15 protein-coding genes are annotated in these 17,690 nt (G+C 72.0%); 9 read left to right on the top strand and 6 right to left on the bottom strand.

Going from position 1 to position 17,690, the window contains the following annotated elements; translation table 11 throughout:
* Positions 1 to 2: 2 nt before the first annotated feature.
* Positions 3 to 758 (top strand): SGNH/GDSL hydrolase family protein, encoded by a 756-nt coding sequence (locus ACGFJ7_RS07730; protein ID WP_360244048.1) that lies wholly within the window; start codon positions 3 to 5, stop codon positions 756 to 758.
* Here the strand turns inward: ACGFJ7_RS07730 and ACGFJ7_RS07725 are convergent, their stop codons facing one another.
* Positions 759 to 1,292, bottom strand: a complete 534-nt coding sequence (locus ACGFJ7_RS07725) for a GNAT family N-acetyltransferase (protein WP_360244045.1) — start codon at positions 1,290 to 1,292, stop codon at positions 759 to 761.
* 25 nt (positions 1,293 to 1,317) lie between these two features.
* Between ACGFJ7_RS07725 and ACGFJ7_RS07720 the strand changes: the two genes are divergently transcribed.
* Positions 1,318 to 2,787 carry a family 20 glycosylhydrolase gene (locus ACGFJ7_RS07720; protein WP_360244042.1) on the top strand — a complete coding sequence of 490 codons (1,470 nt, stop codon included), beginning with the start codon at positions 1,318 to 1,320 and terminating at the stop codon, positions 2,785 to 2,787.
* Here ACGFJ7_RS07720 and ACGFJ7_RS07715 read toward each other — a convergent pair.
* On the bottom strand, positions 2,784 to 3,986 hold the full coding sequence (locus ACGFJ7_RS07715) for a cytochrome P450 (protein WP_392641439.1): 1,203 nt from the start codon (positions 3,984 to 3,986) through the stop codon (positions 2,784 to 2,786). The two genes, ACGFJ7_RS07720 and ACGFJ7_RS07715, sit on opposite strands and share 4 nt — an antisense overlap.
* Before the next feature lie 142 nt (positions 3,987 to 4,128).
* Here ACGFJ7_RS07715 and ACGFJ7_RS07710 point away from each other — a divergent pair, with 142 nt between their 5' ends.
* Both ACGFJ7_RS07710 and ACGFJ7_RS07705 read left to right on the top strand, forming a co-directional pair.
* Complete coding sequence (locus ACGFJ7_RS07710) at positions 4,129 to 6,603, top strand: hypothetical protein (RefSeq protein ID WP_392641437.1); 2,475 nt, start codon at positions 4,129 to 4,131, stop codon at positions 6,601 to 6,603.
* A gap of 234 nt (positions 6,604 to 6,837) precedes the next feature.
* On the top strand, positions 6,838 to 7,425 hold the full coding sequence (locus tag ACGFJ7_RS07705) for a hypothetical protein (RefSeq protein ID WP_392641435.1): 588 nt from the start codon (positions 6,838 to 6,840) through the stop codon (positions 7,423 to 7,425).
* Positions 7,426 to 7,594: 169 nt separating this feature from the next.
* On the opposite strand, the gene ACGFJ7_RS07700 is transcribed toward ACGFJ7_RS07705, so the two are convergent.
* The 3 genes from ACGFJ7_RS07700 to ACGFJ7_RS07690 are packed head-to-tail and all read right to left on the bottom strand — an operon-like array spanning position 7,595 to position 10,077.
* Positions 7,595 to 8,668, bottom strand: coding sequence for a helix-turn-helix transcriptional regulator (locus tag ACGFJ7_RS07700; protein WP_392641433.1), 1,074 nt, complete (start codon positions 8,666 to 8,668; stop codon positions 7,595 to 7,597).
* Positions 8,669 to 8,713: 45 nt separating this feature from the next.
* Positions 8,714 to 9,430 carry a hypothetical protein gene (locus tag ACGFJ7_RS07695; RefSeq protein WP_392641431.1) on the bottom strand — a complete coding sequence of 239 codons (717 nt, stop codon included), beginning with the start codon at positions 9,428 to 9,430 and terminating at the stop codon, positions 8,714 to 8,716.
* Between the two features lie 11 nt (positions 9,431 to 9,441).
* On the bottom strand, positions 9,442 to 10,077 hold the full coding sequence (locus ACGFJ7_RS07690; RefSeq protein ID WP_360244024.1) for a hypothetical protein: 636 nt from the start codon (positions 10,075 to 10,077) through the stop codon (positions 9,442 to 9,444).
* 224 nt (positions 10,078 to 10,301) lie between these two features.
* Between ACGFJ7_RS07690 and ACGFJ7_RS07685 the strand changes: the two genes are divergently transcribed.
* From ACGFJ7_RS07685 to ACGFJ7_RS07670, 4 genes are read left to right on the top strand one after another with little or no spacing between them, the layout of a single operon-like run.
* The gene (locus ACGFJ7_RS07685) at positions 10,302 to 13,577 is read left to right on the top strand and encodes a nitrate- and nitrite sensing domain-containing protein (RefSeq protein ID WP_392641429.1); all 3,276 of its coding nucleotides are present in this window, start codon (positions 10,302 to 10,304) and stop codon (positions 13,575 to 13,577) included.
* On the top strand, positions 13,578 to 14,000 hold the full coding sequence (locus ACGFJ7_RS07680; protein ID WP_360244018.1) for a roadblock/LC7 domain-containing protein: 423 nt from the start codon (positions 13,578 to 13,580) through the stop codon (positions 13,998 to 14,000). It abuts the gene before it with no gap.
* On the top strand, positions 13,990 to 14,379 hold the full coding sequence (locus ACGFJ7_RS07675; RefSeq protein WP_360244015.1) for a DUF742 domain-containing protein: 390 nt from the start codon (positions 13,990 to 13,992) through the stop codon (positions 14,377 to 14,379). The genes ACGFJ7_RS07680 and ACGFJ7_RS07675 overlap by 11 nt, the downstream gene beginning before the upstream one ends.
* Positions 14,360 to 14,956: an ATP/GTP-binding protein gene (locus tag ACGFJ7_RS07670; protein ID WP_360244012.1), complete on the top strand. Its 597-nt coding sequence runs from the start codon at positions 14,360 to 14,362 to the stop codon at positions 14,954 to 14,956. The genes ACGFJ7_RS07675 and ACGFJ7_RS07670 overlap by 20 nt, the downstream gene beginning before the upstream one ends.
* Here the strand turns inward: ACGFJ7_RS07670 and ACGFJ7_RS07665 are convergent.
* Positions 14,953 to 16,722, bottom strand: coding sequence for a BTAD domain-containing putative transcriptional regulator (locus ACGFJ7_RS07665; RefSeq protein WP_392641426.1), 1,770 nt, complete (start codon positions 16,720 to 16,722; stop codon positions 14,953 to 14,955). The two genes, ACGFJ7_RS07670 and ACGFJ7_RS07665, sit on opposite strands and share 4 nt — an antisense overlap.
* Positions 16,723 to 16,889: 167 nt before the next feature.
* On the opposite strand from ACGFJ7_RS07665, the gene ACGFJ7_RS07660 reads away from it, so the two are divergent.
* The gene (locus ACGFJ7_RS07660; RefSeq protein WP_392641424.1) at positions 16,890 to 17,654 is read left to right on the top strand and encodes a hypothetical protein; all 765 of its coding nucleotides are present in this window, start codon (positions 16,890 to 16,892) and stop codon (positions 17,652 to 17,654) included.
* The last annotated feature ends 36 nt before the right edge of the window (positions 17,655 to 17,690 follow it).

The raw sequence follows: 17,690 nt of genomic DNA, 5'->3' as shown, positions 1-17,690 counted from the left end.
GCGTGACGCGGTATGTGGCGATCGGTGACAGTTTCACCGAGGGGCTCGGTGACGGGCTGCCGGATGGATCCGAGCGCGGCTGGGCCGACCTGGTCGCCTCCGGGCTGGCCGCGAGCGAGGGCAAGCCGGTGCAGTACGCGAACTTCGCCATCCGCGGGCGGCTGCTCGGGCCGATCGTCACCGAGCAGCTCGACGCCGCGCTGGCGCTGTCGCCGCCGCCCACGCTGCTGTCGCTCAACGGCGGCGGCAACGACATGATGCGCCCCGGCGGCGACATGAACCAGCTGGCCGCGATGACCGAGCGGGCCATCCAGCGCTGCCTCGAGGCCGGCGTGCGGGTGGTGCTGCTCAGCGGGGCCGACCCGTCCGACCGGCTGCCGTTCGGTTCGACGATGCGCCGCCGCGCCGAGCTGCTGACGAACGCGGTCGCGAAGTTCATCGACCGTTACGACATCACCTTCGTCGACGTCTTCCACGACAAGGAGATCCGCCGAGCCGGATACTGGTCGGCCGACCGTCTGCACCTCAACGCCAACGGCCACCGCCGCGTGGCCAGCCTGGTCCTGGCCGCGCTCGGCCACCCCGCCGAGGCCCATGTGATCGACCCCGGGCCGGCCGCCCGCGGCGGCCTCCTGGCCGAGGCCCGCTACTACCGCGAGCACGTCTTGCCCTGGATCAACCGCCGCCTCCGCGGCCAGTCGTCCGGCGACAACCGCACCGGTAAGTACGTCGAGTGGACCGAGATCCAGCCCGCCTGATCACGGCAACGGCCGGCGCCGGATGTAGTCGTCGTGCCACTCGGCGCCGACCAAGAACCGCTTGACGCCGATCACGTCGAAGCCGTGCTTGGCGTAGAACTTCGCGGCCCGCTCGTTCCGCTGGTTGACGCCCAGCCAGCAGAACTCGGCCCCGGTCGCCGCCGCCTCGGCCAGCGTCGCCGTCATCAGCGCGGCGGCCGTGCCCGAGCCGTGCCGCTCGGCGAGCAGGTAGAACTTCGACAGCTCGATGCTGACCTTCGCGTCGACCACGGCGGCCACGTCGGCGTTCTCGATCGGCCCGCCGACCAGCATCGAGTAGCCGACGGGCTCGCCGTCGGACGCCACCAGCAGGACGATGCGATCGGGATCGGCCAGATAGCGCCGGAAGCTGTCGGCCGACAGGTTGGTGGCGACGAAGGCCTCGATGTCCTCCTGCTTGGTGCCGGGCGGACAGGCCAGCTTGAATGTCCGGTCGGCCAGGTCGTGCAGCAGTTCGGCGTCGCGGGCCTCGGCCCTACGGGTCGTGATCGACATGGAAAGACAGTTTAGAGTTTCTCGCGTGCGCGCTCCCATGATGAGACAACTCGGCGACGTCATTCCCCTGCCCGTGTCCGTGCGTCCCGATCCGTCGGCCGATTTCCGGATCGCGCCGGATGTCGCGGTCGGTGCCGGCGACGGGGCCGCGGCCATCGCCGACGAGCTGGCCGCCCTCCTGCGGCGGGCCACCGGCTTCGACGTGCCCCGGGTGACCGGCGACGCCCCCGTCCGGCTCGCCCTCCACGAGGACGCCGGCAAATCGCCCGAGCACTACCGGCTCGACATCACCGCCGCCGGGGTCACGCTGCAGGCGCCCACCGCGCAGGGCCTGTTCGCCGGCCTTCAGACGTTCCGTCAGCTGCTCCCGGCCGAGACGGGGACCGGGCCGGCGGAGATCCCCGGTGGCCGGATCGAGGACGAGCCGCGTTTTCCCTACCGGGGCGCGATGCTCGACCTCGCCCGGCATTTCTACTCCCCGGCCGACGTGCGGTCCTACATCGACTCCATCGCGCAGTTCAAGATCAACCACCTGCATCTGCACCTCACCGACGACCAGGGCTGGCGCCTCGAGATCGCCGGTTGGCCGCTGCTGACCGAGGTCAGCGGCGGCGCGGGCACGGGCGTCGACGGCGCCGGGCCGGGCTTCCTGACGGCACAGGAGTACGTGGACCTGGTCGCGTACGCCGCGACGCGGTTCGTCACGATCGTGCCCGAGATCGACCTGCCCGGCCACGTCAACGCCGTCCAGGTCGCCTACCCGGAGCTGACCGCCGACGGCAAACCCGTCCCGCAGCGGGTCGACGCCGAGGTCGGCTACAGTTCGCTGCCCATCGGCAAGGAGATCACCTACACCTTCGTCGAGGACGTCATCCGTACGGTCGCCGAGCTCACCCCGGGCCCGTACCTGCACATCGGCGGCGACGAGGCCCTCTCCACCACGGCCGAGGACTACCGCACCTTCATGTCCCGGGTGCTGCCGCTGCCCGGCAAGTACGGCAAGCGTGCGATCGGCTGGCACGAGATGGCCGCCGTCGACCTGCCGCCCACCGCGATCCCGCAGTACTGGCGGATCGAGCCGGCCGACGACGGCGTGGCCCGCGCGGCCGCGGCCGGACACCAGGTGATCATGTCGCCGGCCGACCGCAGCTACCTGGACATGAAGTACGACGAGTCGAGCCCTCTGGGCCTCGACTGGGCCGGCCTGGTCGGCGTCGAGCGCTCGTACGACTGGGACCCGGCCGACCGGCTGCCCGGCGTGCCCGAGGAATCGCTGCTCGGCGTCGAGGCGCCGCTGTGGTCGGAGACCCTGCGCAGCCTGGCCGACGTGCAGTTCATGGCCTTCCCGCGGCTGCCCGCGATCGCCGAGATCGGCTGGACGCCGCGGGCCGCCCGCGACTGGCGGTCCCTGCGGCGCCGGCTGGCCGCCTTCGCCCCGCGCTGGGAGGCGCAGGGCGTGAACTTCCACCGGTCGGCCGAGATCGACTGGGTCTAGTTGATCACCAGGCGGGGCCCGCTGGCCGGGCGGGCCGGAACGCGGCTCAGGTCGATCTCCATCTTCTGCGGCGGCAGGTAGTAGTCCAGTTTGGCCAGTCGTTGCACCAGGGTGCCCAGCAGCGCGATCGTGATCTTCTCGCCGGGGCAGCGGTGGCCCGTCCGCGGGTCGCCGCCGCCCTGCGGGATCAACTCGAACTCGCCGACCGGGCGGCCGAGGAACCTCTCGGGCCGGAACTCGTACGGCTCGGGCCACACCCGGGGATCGTGGTGCTGTCCGTAGACGTCGAGCAGGACCAGCGCGCCTTTCGGGATCTCGGCCCGCTGGTACCGCAGGTCGCGGGTGGCCCGGGCGCCGAGGAAGGGCGCGAACGGGTAGAACCGCCGTACCTCGTGCACGAACGCCTTCGTGTAGTCGTCGTCGCCGGCGCGCAGCCGGGCGCGGGTGCCCGGCCAGCGGTCGAGCGCGTGCGTGGCGAAAGCGACGAACCAGGCCACCGCGGTCGTCGGCCGGATGATGTTGATCAGTTCGACCGCCGCTGTCCTCGCGTCGAGCAGGTAGCCGTCCTCCAGATGGTGCGCCACCACCGACAACGGCTCCGGGGTGGGCTCCTCACGGCGTACGGCCTCAATGATCTGAGAGAACCGGCGCTCCTGCCGCCGCCGAGCCGACCGGGCCCGCGCGAAGCGCGGACCGGCCGACGCGAAACCGTCGACCATGGCGATCAGGTCCCGGGCCAGGGCGTTTCGGTCACCCTCTTCTTGCGGTACGCCCGTCCAGCGCGTCACCGCCTCGGCGAGCACCCGCGCGGACTCATCGAAGATCGAGATCTCACCCGAACCGCGCCAGCGGGCGGCCGCCTCGTCGAACACCTCGCCGGTCAGCTTGGCCAGATTCTCGATGCCGTCGGCGTTCATGAGCAGGGCGACGAACAGGGCCTTGCGCGCCTGGTGGGCCTCGCCGTCGAGCGTGTGCACGCCCTTGCCGAACAGGGTCGCGACGACGTTGGGCGGAAGGGCGTCGTGCCGTTCCAGATCACCGTCGTAGAAGAAACGGACGGCGTCGGGGCCGCTGATCGCCACCGCCCGCTGCCCGCCGACCCGCGTCTCGATCGGGCGGCCGTGCCACCGTCGCCGCAGATCCGGAAGCCAGGCGTACCCCTTGGCCGCGAAGGCGAGGGTCTGGTCGGGAAGAGCCATGGCGGTCCGTGTCCCCTCTCGTGACGGCGCGAAACCGCCGGCGAAAATCTTCCTTATTTTTCCTCCTGCCGGACTCCGCGTCTGGGGTTTCCGTCATACCCCCGACCTACTATCGGAGCCCGAACGAGCTCGGAGGTGAGAGGTGGGCCGGTCCGCCGCCATGCTGGTCGGCTTCCTGGTGGCCGCGTGGCTCCAGGTCGTCGCGGCGCTGGTGCTCGTGCTGCTGGTGCTCGATCTGCTGCCCGGCACGGTGGCCGTGCAGGTCGCGGTGCCGCTTGCCATCGCCACCGCCGGCCTGCTGTGTTACGCCACCATCAGGGCCCTGCGCCTGCGCCGTCCCACGCCGGCCGGGGTGCCGGTGACCCGGGCCCAGGCCCCGCGCCTGTGGGCGATGCTCGACGAGGCGGCCGCCGTCTCGGCCGTGGCCCCGCCCGACGGCGTGACGGTGGTCGCGCCGGCCACGGCCACCCTGGCCGAGCACGCGCGGTTCGGCGGCCTGGCCGGCGGGCGCCGCGAGCTCTACCTCGGACTGCCGCTGCTCCAGGCGTGGGACGAGGCCCGGCTGCGCGCCGTCGTCGCCCACGAGCTGGCGCACGGCTCACCGAAACTCGGCGGCCGGTTCGCCCCGCTCGCCCGCCGGGGCCGTACGGCGCTGGCGCGGATCGTCCCGCGGATCCCTGCCCGCAGCCCCGCCGGCCCGGTGCTGCGACTGTGGGCGCGCTGGTTCCGCGCGGTCGACGACCCGCGCGCCCGCGAGCAGGAGCTGGCCGCCGACCGGGTCGCGGCCGAGTTCGCCGGCCCGCGCGCGGCCGCCGCGGTGCTGCGCGACGGCCCGGTGCTCGACGGCATGCAGCAGCTGTTCCACGTCGAATACCTGAGCCCCGGCTGGCAGACCGGCCTGGTCCCCGACGACGTCTTCGGCGGCTTCCTGCGCGTGCTGGCCGCCCGCGCCGAGGACGCGGCCGTGCTCCGCGCCAGGGGCCCCGAGCAGCCCGGCCCGTGGGACGCCCATCCACCGGTCGCCGAGCGCCTGGCCGCCCTGGCCGCGATCACCCCCGAGGGCCCCGAGCCCGAGTCCCCACCCGCCGGCGACCTGATCCCCGACCTGCCCGGCCTGGCCCGCGCCCTGCAGGCGGTCGCCTTCCCTTCCACCGGCCGCACGGTCGTAACCTGGGACGAGTTCTTCGGCGCCGCCCGCACCGCCGAAATGGAACGCGAGGCCGACGCTTCTTTGCGAGCCCTCTCCCACGCCGCCGGCACCCCCATCCGCACCGCCGACGCCGTCCTCCACCTGTCCGCCACCGGCCACTTGCCCAAGTTCGCCGAAACCATCCTCGGCGAACTCCCACCCCCCACCACCCCACCCGACTTCCCACCCCCCGCCACTTCCACCACAGCCGGCTCCAGCCCCACCGCCGCCGCCCCCACCTCGTCCACCTCTGCCTCTGCCGCCCCCACCTCGTCCACCTCTGCCTCTGCCGGACCCACCTCGTCCACCTCTGCCTCAGCCGGACCCACCTCGTCCACCTCTGCCTCAGCCGGCCCTGTCTCGCCCACCGCGCCTTCCGCCGGCCCCGCTTCTTCGGCCGGCTCCGGCGCGCCTGCCGGGCCTTCTGGCGGTCCCGGCGCGCTTGCCGCGTCTTCGGGCGGGTCCGCCTCGGTCGCCGCACCCTCTGCCGGCCCCGGCTCGTTCGGCGCGGCCACGCCCGGTTTCCCTTCTGAGAGCACGCCTCAGCCGGGGGATGCCCTTCCGGCGGAAGGAGCGGCGCCGTTCACGGGGCGTCTTCCCTCGGAGGAGATCGCGGGACGGGTCACCGAGCTGATCACCCTGCTGCTGGCCCTGGCCGCGCTGCATTGCGGCGCCGCGCGCTGGCGGCACAGCTGGACCGGCACGGCCGAGCTGGTAGCGGCCGACGGTTCCCATCTGGACCTGCACGGCCCGGCCATGCTCGCCGCCAACCCGGCCACGGTCGCCGAGGCCCGCCAGTGGCTCTCCGCCCTAGACATCGACCTCACCGCGGCCGCCGGCGACCCCGCCCGCCCCGCCGCCCGGGTCCCGGTGCTCGGCGGAGTGGTGAACGTCCTGGTCGACGGCGCCCGCACCGACTTACTGGTCGTCGAAACCGGACTGCTACTCGTACCGGGCCTTCCCCGTTCCCGCCACGCCGAAGCGAAGCGCCGCCTGACCCAGCTGGCCTCCGACGGCGTACTCGCCGACGGCTCCCCGGCCACCCACCCTCACCCCACCCCAGCCGATCCGCCCCCGCCCGAGCCGACCACCTCCGATCCCACAACCTTCAATCCGTCCGCGCCCGATCCGTCCGCGCCCGATCCGTCCGCGCCCGGGGCGTCCGCGTCCGGAGTTGCCCCGTCCGGAGCGCCCGGGGCTGTGGCGACGTTGACCGCTACCGCTACGGGGGCTGGTCTGGGGATGCGATTTGTTCCATTTGCCGATGTCGCGTCGGCGGCGGTCGTGCGTAACGGGCGGCGGGCGTGGGAGATCGGGCTGCGGCACGGTGGAAGTCTCAGCGTGCGGACGGCGCTCGACTCGGAGGAACTGCCCGGCGGGTGGGCCGCTCTCGACGAGGCGGTGTCCTTCCTCACCCGTACTCGCTGAAGAGGGTGACGCCCCGCACCTTTGAGGGGATCGGCATGACCCACAGTGAACTGTTCCGTCCTGGCGGTGCGTAGTAACGGTCAGCAGCGTCTCATTCCTGACGGATGAGTGATCGGTCCTTCACTTCAGGTCACAATGACCTTCGTGGGCTGTTCGCTTACCGGATTCGTAAATGGGTAGATGAGAGGCCGGGGTTAGGCGGACGATCCCTTCAAAGGCGGGGGAGGCCAGATCATGGAGCGGGGACCGTTGGCGCTCTTCGGAGCGATCATCGCGGTCGGGCTCGGTCCGGCCCTCTGGATGGGCGTCCAGCTCGGCACGATGCCGACCTCGCCCGGGCGTGCGCCCGCCGTGATCACCGACCAGAACCGGGTGACGAACGACCAGCTCGTCGGCGGCACCGGCGCCGGCGAGGCGACCACCGACAACTCCCCTGTGGACACCGAGCCGCAGGTGAACGTTCTGCCAAGGAACACATCGCCGTCGGCCGAGCCCACCCCGAGCGCCACCACCACGTCGCCGACCCCGTCGCCGAAGGTCGCCACGCCGAGCGAGACCTCCTCGCCGACCCCGACCACCAGCGCCCCCACGCCCCCACCGGCCGAGGCGACAACCACTCCGGCCGACACCGGCACCGAGCCCACCGCCACCCCGCCGACCGACGACACGACCCCACCGGCCGACGACGAGTCCGACGACCCGACGTGGCCCCCCAACCCGGCCGAGAACGCCGACCACGACAGCGGCGGCGGCACCGGCTGGGACGGCGCCGACAAGGGCGACCGAACCGACAGCCGAATCGCCGCTCCACCTGCCAAATAGTCACCTCCATCAGCGGATCCGCGCTTGACCGGGTGAGTCGCGCCCTGTCAGGTGATCCGCGCCGGTCCGAGTGATCCGCGCCTGGTGGGGGAGCGGTACCGGGCCGAGACGCACATCCATAGGGGAACCGCGTCCCGCGAGCGGAATGCGCCTGTCCCGCGGCGGGGCGCTATGCCTTCTCGTGAGCCTCGTTCGGCAGGGCGGCTGCGGCCGGCGGAGTGGCTTCGGGCAAGTAGGTGGCCAGTAAGCCTCGGGTGGTCTCGGTGAAACGGGCGCGAAGTTCGGGTGGGTCCAGGACCTCAGCGTCGGCGCCCAATTTGAGCAGTTCGATGTGACCGTGCTTGATCGACTCGATGGGTACGCGGGTGATCAGCCAGCCGGTCTCGTCGGGTGGGCCGGCCTCGGCTCGTGCACTTCGCGACATTTCGGGCGGGAAGACGAAAGCCATCCGGTTCAGAGCCTCGACGGTCATCCGTACCGTCGCGACTGCCGTGTAGACGCTGCTCTCGTACCGCTCGGTCCACTCCGCCCAGTACTCCGCCAGGTCGAAGCCCTTCGGCCGCGACGCGGGCTGGTCCAGCACCTCGGCGGCGAGGATGTTCGACACCCGGTACGCGGTGGTCCGCCCCGTCGCGCTCGAGGAGGAACTGGGAGGCGGCAGGAACCCGGCGCTCGAGGAGGCGGCGACCAGGTACCAGCGGCCCGCCTTCAAAACCACGCCCAAGGGATGCAGCGTGCGGTCCACCTCGCGGGGTGCCTTCCAGCGGCGGTAGCGGATCCGCAGGACGCGGCCGCTCCACACCGCGTCGGCGACCGTGGAGAGGTGGGGCGTGGGCTCGCCGGCTCGGAACCAGCCCGGTGCGTCCAGGTGGAAACGTTCCCGTACCCGGTCCGCTCGATCAGCCAGCTCGTCCGGCAAGGATGCGCGCAGCTTCAGCTCCGCCGCGGCCAGGACCGAGCCCAGGCCCAGCTCGGCGGCCGGGCCCGGCATTCCGGCCAGGAACAGCGTGCCCGCCTCGTCCGATGTCAGGCCGGTCAGCCGGGTGCGGTAGCCGTCCAGCAGCTGGTAGCCGCCGGCGGGGCCGCGGTCCGCGTAGATCGGGACGCCGGACGCGCTCAGTGATTCCACGTCGCGGTACACCGTGCGGACCGAGACCTCCAGTTCGTCGGCCAGGTCCTGTGCCGTCATCCGGCCGCGCGTCTGCAACAGCAGGAGCAGGGAGACGAGGCGGCCGGCGCGCATGTCGCCAAAGTAGCGTTACGGGGGCCCGTCCGGCCCCCGTAAGGCTCAGAGGGACAGCAGCCGGTTGAGGATCTCCCGGTAGCCGCGCAGCTCGACGCGCAGCTTCTCGGTGTCGTCGGCGTTGCCGCCCAGCGCGTCCCGCTGCGACTTCAGCGTGCTCGTCAGCTTGTCCACCACCTCTTCGACCAGCCGGGACGCCTCGGCCGTGGCGTCCTTGGGGTCGTCCACGAAGCGCAGCTGGATGTCACGGAAGCGCTCGGTGAACGCGTCGCCGTCCGGAAGCAGGCGTTCGGTGGTGGTGGCAGTGGTGGCAGTAGTGGCGGTGGCCGGCGTGGAGACAGGCGCCGGTTCCACCACTGTCGGGCTCTCGAACGTCCCGTCGTCCTTGAGGGATTTGTCGGAGTTGTCGGAGTCCAGCGGAAGGTCCACCTCCGACGCCGGGTCGGAGTCCAGCGGCTTGTCGGTGGCCGGGTCGACCGCGGTCGGGCTGTCGAAGGTGCCGTCGTCGCGGACCGCCGCCTGGTTGGTGTCGATCCGCTCCGTGCTCGCCGACTCGTCGGAGCCGTACGAGCTGGCCCGGTCGTCGTCGCGGTCGAGGTCGACCGGGGTGGCGGCCGGCGCGTCGCCCGGCCGGTCGCTCCACGGCGACCCGGCCCGCTGCGGCGGCACGGTCACCGGCTCGGAGGCCACATGCTGCGTGCGCTCCGGGTCGTCATGCGCGTACTCGGCCTCGTTCTCTTTCTCGTTCGAGAAGAACTTCATGTCCGTGGCTCCTAGCGGCTGGTGTCGCGGGCGGGGTGGTCGTCGGCTTCCCGGGGCGCGGGCGCCGTCGTGGTCTCTCCATTGGGGACCGTCTTGTTCTCAGTAGTACCAGCAACCGGGTCCGTGCCGAGCAGGTCGGCGAAGAGCGCCCGGTAGTGCACGAGCGCCTGGCGCAGGTCCTCGGTGCCGGCCTTCCCGTCGCGGTTGCGCTGGCTGATCTCGTGGGCGTCCCGGTAGTGCCCGAGCGTGCTGGCGTGCTCCACCGACAGGTCGGCGAGCCTCTCGTCGTACTGCCCGGTCGGGTATCCGCGTTCGGCGATCAGCCGGGTGACCAGCTCGTCGGCGGTGGAGACGGCCGTGGAGGGGTTGTCCACGAACTGGATCTGCACCTCTTCCCAGGCGGCCGAGTATTTCGCCTGCGCCTCGGGCGACAGCGGCTTGAGCTCGAACGAGGCGTGGCGCTTCTCGCGCTCACGCAGTTCCTTCTCGGCCTCGGTGCGGCTGCCGGTGTCGGCCACCACCCGGTCGTACTCGGGTCCGAATGTGCTTTGAAGCTTCTTGCGCCGTCCGACCTGGACGCCGTAGATGACGGCGGCGATCACGACCAGGACGACGACGATCAGGATGATCGTGAGTGTGGGGGACATCGGGGCCTCCTCCTTCGTCCTCCCCGATATGCCCACCCATGGTGTGTCGTCAATCGCATCTGCTCCATGAAGGTGGGCTGTCATAACAACGACTCGCCGAAACCCCTGGACAAACACGACCTAAGGCCAACATTTCCGTACGCCGTGGAGGTGGCTCCCCGAGAAAGAGTTACGTATTCTGCCGAGGGCGTACGCCGTCGCCGAACCCCTCGGGCGGAGCCCTGATGAGAACCACCCGCTACTGGTCGATCCGTTCGAAGATCATCGCGTTGGCCGCCGTGCCGCTGACCGCCCTGCTGGTGTTGTGGCTGTTCGCGACCGCGCTCACCGCCGGCCCGGCGTTCAACCTGCTCGCGGCCCGCACGGTCCTCGACACGATCGGCAACCCGGGCATCGAGCTCGTCGGCCACCTGCAGCGCGAGCGGCTCTTCACCGTCGAATACCTCTCGGCGAAGGGCCCGATCCCGGCGACCCTCACCGAGCAGCGGGCCGCCACCGACAAGGCGATCGCCGACTTCCGCCGCCAGGCCGGCAGCGAGCGGGCGCGCGACGCCGCCAGCGACGCGCTGCGCACCCGCGTCGACCAGTTCTTCACCCAGCTCGACAGCCTGGCCGGCAACCGCGACCACATCAACCGCCGCGAGATGGACCCGATCGGCGGGCAGAACTTCTACAACAACGTCATCGCCTCCGGCTTCCAGACCTTCGCCGCCACCGCCACCTTCGACGACGAGCGCATCGACCGTGAGCTGCGCGCGCTCACCACCGTCGGCCAGGGCCAGGAATACCTGAGCCGGGTCGACGCCCTGGTCGGCGGGGCCACCGCGCGCGGGATGTTCGACCCCGAGACGCGCGGCCAGCTCATCCAGGACGTCGGCACCGCCCGTTTCCTGCTCGGCCGCGGCGTCGAGGACATGGCGGCCGGCGACCGCGCCGCGTACAACCAAATGAATGGCGGCGACACCTTCGGCCGCCTCGACGCCCTGCTCACCGCCCTGGTCCAGCAGAGCCGCGACGGCGTCGTCTCCCCGGTGAGCAGCGGTGAGTTCCGGCCGACGTACGTGGCGGCCGCCCGCGAGCTGCGCGATTTCGAGGCGGCGGCCACCGACTCGCTGACCGAGCGGGCCCGCCCGCTGGCCGAGAACATCCTGGTCCGGCTCGGTCTGGCCGCCATCCTGGGCCTGGCCGCGCTGGCCTGCTCGGTCTACCTGTCGGTGCGGGTCGGCCGCTCGATCGTCGGCCGGCTGCGCCGCCTGCACGGCGAGGCCCGCGAGATGGCGACCGAGCGGTTGCCCACGGTGGTCCGCCGCCTGCAACGCGGCGAAGAGGTCGATGTGGACGTCGAGACGCCCCCGCTGGCGTACGGCCACGACGAGATCGGCCAGCTCGGGCAGGCCTTCAACGAGGTTCAGCGTACGGCCGTGCAGTCGGCCGTGGAGGAGGCGAGCGTCCGCCGCGGCCTCAACGAGGTGTTCCTCAACATCGCGCGGCGCAGCCAGACGCTGCTGCACCGCCAGCTCGCCCTGCTCGACCGCATGGAGCGGCGCGAGACCGAGCCGCAGGAGCTGGAGGACCTGTACCGGGTCGACCACCTGGCCACCCGCATGCGGCGCCACGCCGAGGACCTGGTCATCCTGGCCGGCGCCGCGCCCGGCCGCGGCTGGCGCAACCCGGTGCCGGTGATCGACGTGATCCGCGGCGCGATCAGCGAGGTCGAGGACTACAAGCGGATCGACATCCGCTCGGTGGAGTCGTCCTCGGTACTCGGCCGCGCGGTCGGCGACGTGATCCACCTGCTGGCCGAGCTGCTGGAGAACGCGGCCTCCTTCTCGCCTCCGCACACAAGGGTCCAGGTCTCGGGTCAAGTTCTTCCCAACGGGTACGCCGTGGAGATCGAGGACCGGGGTCTCGGCATGACCCCGGAGGCGATCGACGAGGCGAACCGCCGCCTGGCCGAGCCGCCCGACTTCGACCCGGCCGACAGCGCCCGCCTGGGCCTGTTCGTGGTCGCCCAGCTCGCCCACCGGCACGGCATCCGGGTGTCCCTGCGCCCGTCCGCGTACGCCGGCGTGACAGCGATCGTCCTGGTGCCGGGCGACCTGGTGGCGCCCGGCGCCGGGCTGGCCGCGCTGCCCACCGCGGCCAAGGACCGTCCGCTGGTCGGCTCCGGCACCGACGACCCGTCGCGGCACTCGCTGGCCGAACTCCAGTGGCAGGGCACCGAGGAACTGCGCCAGCTCACCGTCCCCGGCCGCCCGGTCACCATCAACGGCACGGCCACGCCGGCCCCCGGGGAGCAGTCCCCGCCCGGCGGCCAGCACCGGGCCCCGGCCACCACCGGCGGCCCGTCACCGAGCTCGGTCGTCGAAGGCTTGAGCGAGGACGGCCTGGTCCAGCGCAAGCGCGTCCGCCGCCCCGTCGACCTGTCCACCACCGACGCCGCCGAAACGGTAGCCAACGCCACCGCACCGCCGATCCCCGTCACACCCTCCCCGCAGCCCACAGCCGCCGCCTCGGAGACCGGGCCGGCAGCCGGGGCCGCGCAAAGCGCCGCGACCACGCCAGGAACCGCCACGCCGGGAACCGCCACGCCGGGAACCGCCACGCCGGGCACCGCCACCACGCCGGGAACCGCGACCGGGCCGGGCACCGCCACCACGCCGGGGACCGCGACCGGGCCGGGGATCGGGGCCGCGTCGCGCGCGGCAACCGGCGCCACCTCATCAGTCATGCCCACGTCGGCCGCGCCGCTCTTCCCGACCGCCTTGCCGACGGGAGTGCCGTCGACCGCGCCCACCTCCGCGATGCCCATGTTCGTGGCGCCCACATCGCCGGCGGCACCCCCGGCACCCTTTGCCGACCCAGCGCCGGGGGAGCTCCCAGCGCGACGGGAGCGCCCAGCGGCAGGGGAGCGCCCAACGGCAGGGGAGCGCCCAACGGCAGGGGAACGCCCAACGCCAGGCGAGCGCCCCACGCCGGCGTCGTCCGAGGGCAGCCCGGTGCCGCCGTCCCGCTCAGCGCCGGGGGCCGCCGCGCCTATTTCGCCCACTGTGGAGACGGAGGACGGGCTGCCCAAGCGGGTCCGCCAGGCCAGCATCGCGCCGCAGCTGCGCCGCCGGGCCGGCGCCCCGCCGCCCGTGGACGACGAGCCCGCCGCCGCGCTGCGCTCGCCCGAGCAGGTGCGCAGCATCATGAGCGCTCTGCAGTCCGGGACCACCCGGGGACGCATCGACGCTTCCCGCTATCTCGGTAACTCACCGGAGCGGAACAGCCACGGAAGGCCCGACCGTACGACGGAATCCGTATCTGAAGAACGGTCTAATCCGGACGACACGGGCGCGGACCGTCCCTCGAACGGTGGATCCTTTGCGGATGCGGCTACCGTCAGTTTCCCGGCGATCGTGAACGCGGCGATCGCCCGCGAACAGAAGGCCGGGGGCGGAGAGGACGCGGCCGATCCCGGAAGCAACGACGTGACACGGCCGGAAAAGGACGCATAAGTGACACAGACGACGAACCAGAGCGCGAACCTCACCTGGCTCCTCGACGATCTGGTCGAGCGGGTGCCGACGGCGCAGCAGGCGGTCGTGCTTTCCGCCGACGGCCTGTTGATGGGGGCCTCGGCCGGTCTGCGCCGCGAGGACGCCGAGCACCTGTCGGCGATGGCGGCCGGCTTCCAGAGCCTGGCCAAGGGCGCGAGCCGCCACTTCCAGGCCGGTGCCGTGCGGCAGACGGTGGTCGAGATGGAATCGGCCTTCCTGTTCGTCACCGCCGCGGGCCACGGCGCCTGCCTGGCCGTGCTCGCCTCCAGCGAGGCCGACCTCGGCCTGATCGCCTACGAGATGGCCATGCTCGTGACCCGGGTCGGCCAGAACATGAGCGCGCCCGAGCGCTCGGCGGTGGCACCGTCCGATGCCGGCTGATTTCAACCGCGTGGCGCACGACTGGCTCGACAACGACGCCGGGCCGGTCGTACGCCCGTACGCGATGACTCAGGGCCGTGTGGTGCCCGAGGGCGGCGAGCTCGATCTCGTCGCCTTCGTCGTCGCGACCACCGGCGGCCACCCCGGCGGCGGGGTGTCCTTGCAGCCGGAGCATCACGCGATCATCGCCGCGGCCTGGGAGCCGATCTCCATTGTCGAGCTCGCCGCCGGCCTGGACCTCTCGATCGGCGTGGTCCGGGTCCTGCTCGGTGATCTACGCTCAGCGGGTCTCATCTCGCTGTACGAACCCCCGGCGGCCTCCCAGCCGCACGACGTCGACGTACTCAAGGCGGTTGTCAATGGACTCCGTGCGCTCTAACGGCGACGGCCGCGAAGGCCGCATCCCGGTCGCGCTCAAGATCCTGATCGCCGGCGGTTTCGGCGCCGGCAAGACCACAATGGTCGGCTCGGTCAGCGAGATCCGCCCGTTGCAGACCGAGGAGGTCCTGACCGGCGTCGACGGCGCCGACAGCGTCGACGGCGTCGAGGCCAAGACCACGACCACGGTCACCATGGACTTCGGCCGCATCACGATCACCGACGACCTCCAGCTCTACCTGTTCGGCACGCCCGGCCAGGACCGCTTCTGGTTCCTCTGGGACGAGCTCTCCCAGGGTGCGCTGGGCGCGGTGGTCCTGGCCGACACCCGCCGGCTGGCCGACTGCTTCCCGTCGATCGACTACTTCGAGCAGCGCGGCACCCCGTTCGTGGTGGCCGTCAACTGCTTCGAGTCGGAGCAGCGTTTCGGCGCCGACGCCGTGGCCCGCGCCCTGGACCTCGACGGCGACGTCCCGGTCGTGCTCTTCGACGCCCGGGAGCCGCAGGCCGCCCGCAACGTCCTGATCGAACTGGTCGAGTACGTGGCCCGCCGCCAGCTGACCTCGGCCTCGCGCTAAAGGGCGATCAGGCGCGGTTCGAGCTTCCGGTACGCCTTGGCGGTGAGCAACCGCCGCTGCACGAGCTCGTCGGGCCGGCGGAACGGCCGGCCGGCGACGATGCTCGCGGCCACGGGCGGCGGGAGCTCGGCATGTCGTACGAGGTCGTCCACCGACACGTGGTTGATGTCGATGAGGCCGCCGTCGTCGTAGGGGCGGGAGACTCCGGGCCGCCCCACACCGGCGTGCCGGGCCCGCCCCGGGTCGAGCGCCGCGAACAGCCGGAACTGCTCGCGCAGGAACCACTCCCGCGTCCGCGTCGCCGAGTGGGCCGCGATCACCGCCCCGTGCACCGACGACGCGAAGATCGTGATCAGGAACGTCAGGATGCCGATGTTCTCGGCCAGGCTCTCCGGCTCCTCGATCGGCGTGGGATCGACTCCCATGGCGATCACCGCCACCAGCACCGCGAGGAAGTACACGGCGGCCGGAATGAGCAGCCGCCGGTTGTGGTGCCGCAGCGCCGCCACCACGAAGTAGATCCACGCCCCCAGCGACAACGTCACCAGCGGAACCCCCGCCGCGAAAACCACTTCCAGGTAGGGAATCGGCGGTCCTGTCCCCGCCCCACCCAGAAACACCCCCGGGGAGAAGCCCTGCGCGCCCTCCGGAACCCGGTCGTCCGGCACCCCGCCCACGTCCCGCCCCGGCTGCCCCGCCGCCCGGGGTGAGGCGGCCACCCAGGGAGCGACACCAGGCGGAACAGCCCCATGCGGAGCGCTGGGATGCGGCATGCCCCCGGGTTGAGCCGCGTCGAGTGGAGCGGCCGTGGCCGGAACGGTGCCGGGTGGAGCGGCAGTGGGTGGAACGGTGCCGGGTGGAGCGGCAGTGGGCGGAACGGTGCCCGGCGGGGCAACGGTGGGCGGAACGGCGCCGGACTGAACAGGGGCGGCCGAGGGCGGCCCGAGAGGCGAGGGCGCGGCCGAGCCGCCGGCGGGCGGCTCCAGCGGTGAGGAGGCGTCAGGCGTAGAAGCGGTCCCGCCCGCCGAGCGAGGCGCCAAAGGCTCCCCGCGCAGAATCCGCCGGTGAGTCTCCTGGAGCAGTTCCCCCGGCTCGATGCCGAACTCGTCCAGCAGATAACTCCGGGCCTCGCGGAACGTCGCCAGCGCCTCGGCCTGCCGCCCGCTCCGGTAGAGCGCGATCATCAACTGCGCCCGCAGCCCCTCGCGCAGCGGGAACTCCCCGATCAACCGGGTCAGCTCCGGAATCAGCGCCGGGTCCCGGTCCTGCGACAGCTCGGCCCATCTCTCCCACGCCGTCGCCTTGGCGTCGGTGAGCCGCACCCGGGCCGCCTCGAACACCGCCCCGCTCAGCCCGGCCAGCGCCTCGCCCCGCCACAACCCCAGCGCCGCCCGCAACACCGCAGTGGGGGAGGAAGGTGAAGGAGAGGAAGGAGAGGAGGAGGCGGCAGACGCGGCCAAGGCGGCCAGGAACTCGTCGGCGTCCAACGAATGGCCGGCGATCTGTAGGACGTAGCCGCTGCCGGTCAGGGCCAGCAACTCGCCCGGCGTGCGCGGGGCGCGGGACGGGTCGAGGACGCGGCGCAGCCCGGCCACGTACTTCTGCACCACGTTGGCGCCGTTCTCCGGCGGGTCGTCGCCCCACACCGCGTCGACGATCTGGTGGGTGGGCACCGGCCGGCCGGCGTGCAGGAGCAGGACGGCGAGCACGGCGCGCTGTTTCGCCGGGCCCAGATCGACCGGCTCGCCCTCGCGCAGCGCGCGCACCTCGCCCAGGATCTCGAATCGCAGCGCGGCACCTCCCCCGTGTGAGCTGCGCGAACGTCTTGCGGCAGTGGAACGGCAGCGGGCAGCAGCATAACCGCAGAGCGACGGCAGCACGCTCCCGCAGGCTTCTGGCAAGCAACCCGAGCCGACCGGAAAGAACACGACTGATGAAGACCTACAAGCTCACCCTCGGCCTCGCCGCTGCCCTCGCCCTGACCGTCTCCGGGTGCGGCCTTCTCGACGACGAGCCCGCCCGCGTACTCGCCGAGTCGCCTCGCGAGACCCTTCTCAAGACCGTCCCGGACGAGAAGGCCCCGGCCTACGCGTTCGACGTCAAGGGCGCCGTCCAGCCGATCTCGGGCGTTCTCGACGCCCCGAACAAGACCACCCAGTTCAAGATCACGCATTCCGAGGACGGCGTCACGCTGTCGATGTCGGGTCTGCTGATCGACGACCGGAGCTGGATGCGTCTCTCGCTCACCGGCGCCGAGGGTTTCCCGGCGCTGCCGCGCAAGTGGATGCCGATCGACCCCAAGAAGGTCAAGAACCCGGACGACGTGCCGATCTCGTACGACGACGAGGTCGACCCCGGCTACGCCGACCTGATCATCAGGTCGTCCGAGGACGTTCGGGTGACCAGCCCCGACCACTATGCCGGCACCACCGATCTGACCGCCTCGACCGAGGCCGAGATCGTCGAGGACGCCACCCTGACCGCGCTCGGTGCGAAGGCCAAGGCGGTGCCGTTCGAGGCCGTCGTCGGCCCCGACGGCCACCTGAGCACCCTTCTCGTCAAGGTTCCGGCGGCGGGAAAGGCAAAAGCGGTCAATTACCGGGTGACGTACGCCGGGTACGGCCGCACGATCACACCGAAGGCGCCGACCGAGACGGCCAAGCCCACCGAGGCCGTGTACGACCTGATCAACAGCTGACACACCACGATCGCCGGGGCGGTCGCGCGAATCAAC

The sequence above is a fragment of the Actinoplanes sp. NPDC048988 genome (assembly GCF_043197815.1).
Lineage (GTDB): Bacteria > Actinomycetota > Actinomycetes > Mycobacteriales > Micromonosporaceae > Actinoplanes.
The sequence above is the reverse complement of the archived record's forward strand: the minus strand, read 5'-3'. Positions and strand labels throughout refer to the sequence as shown.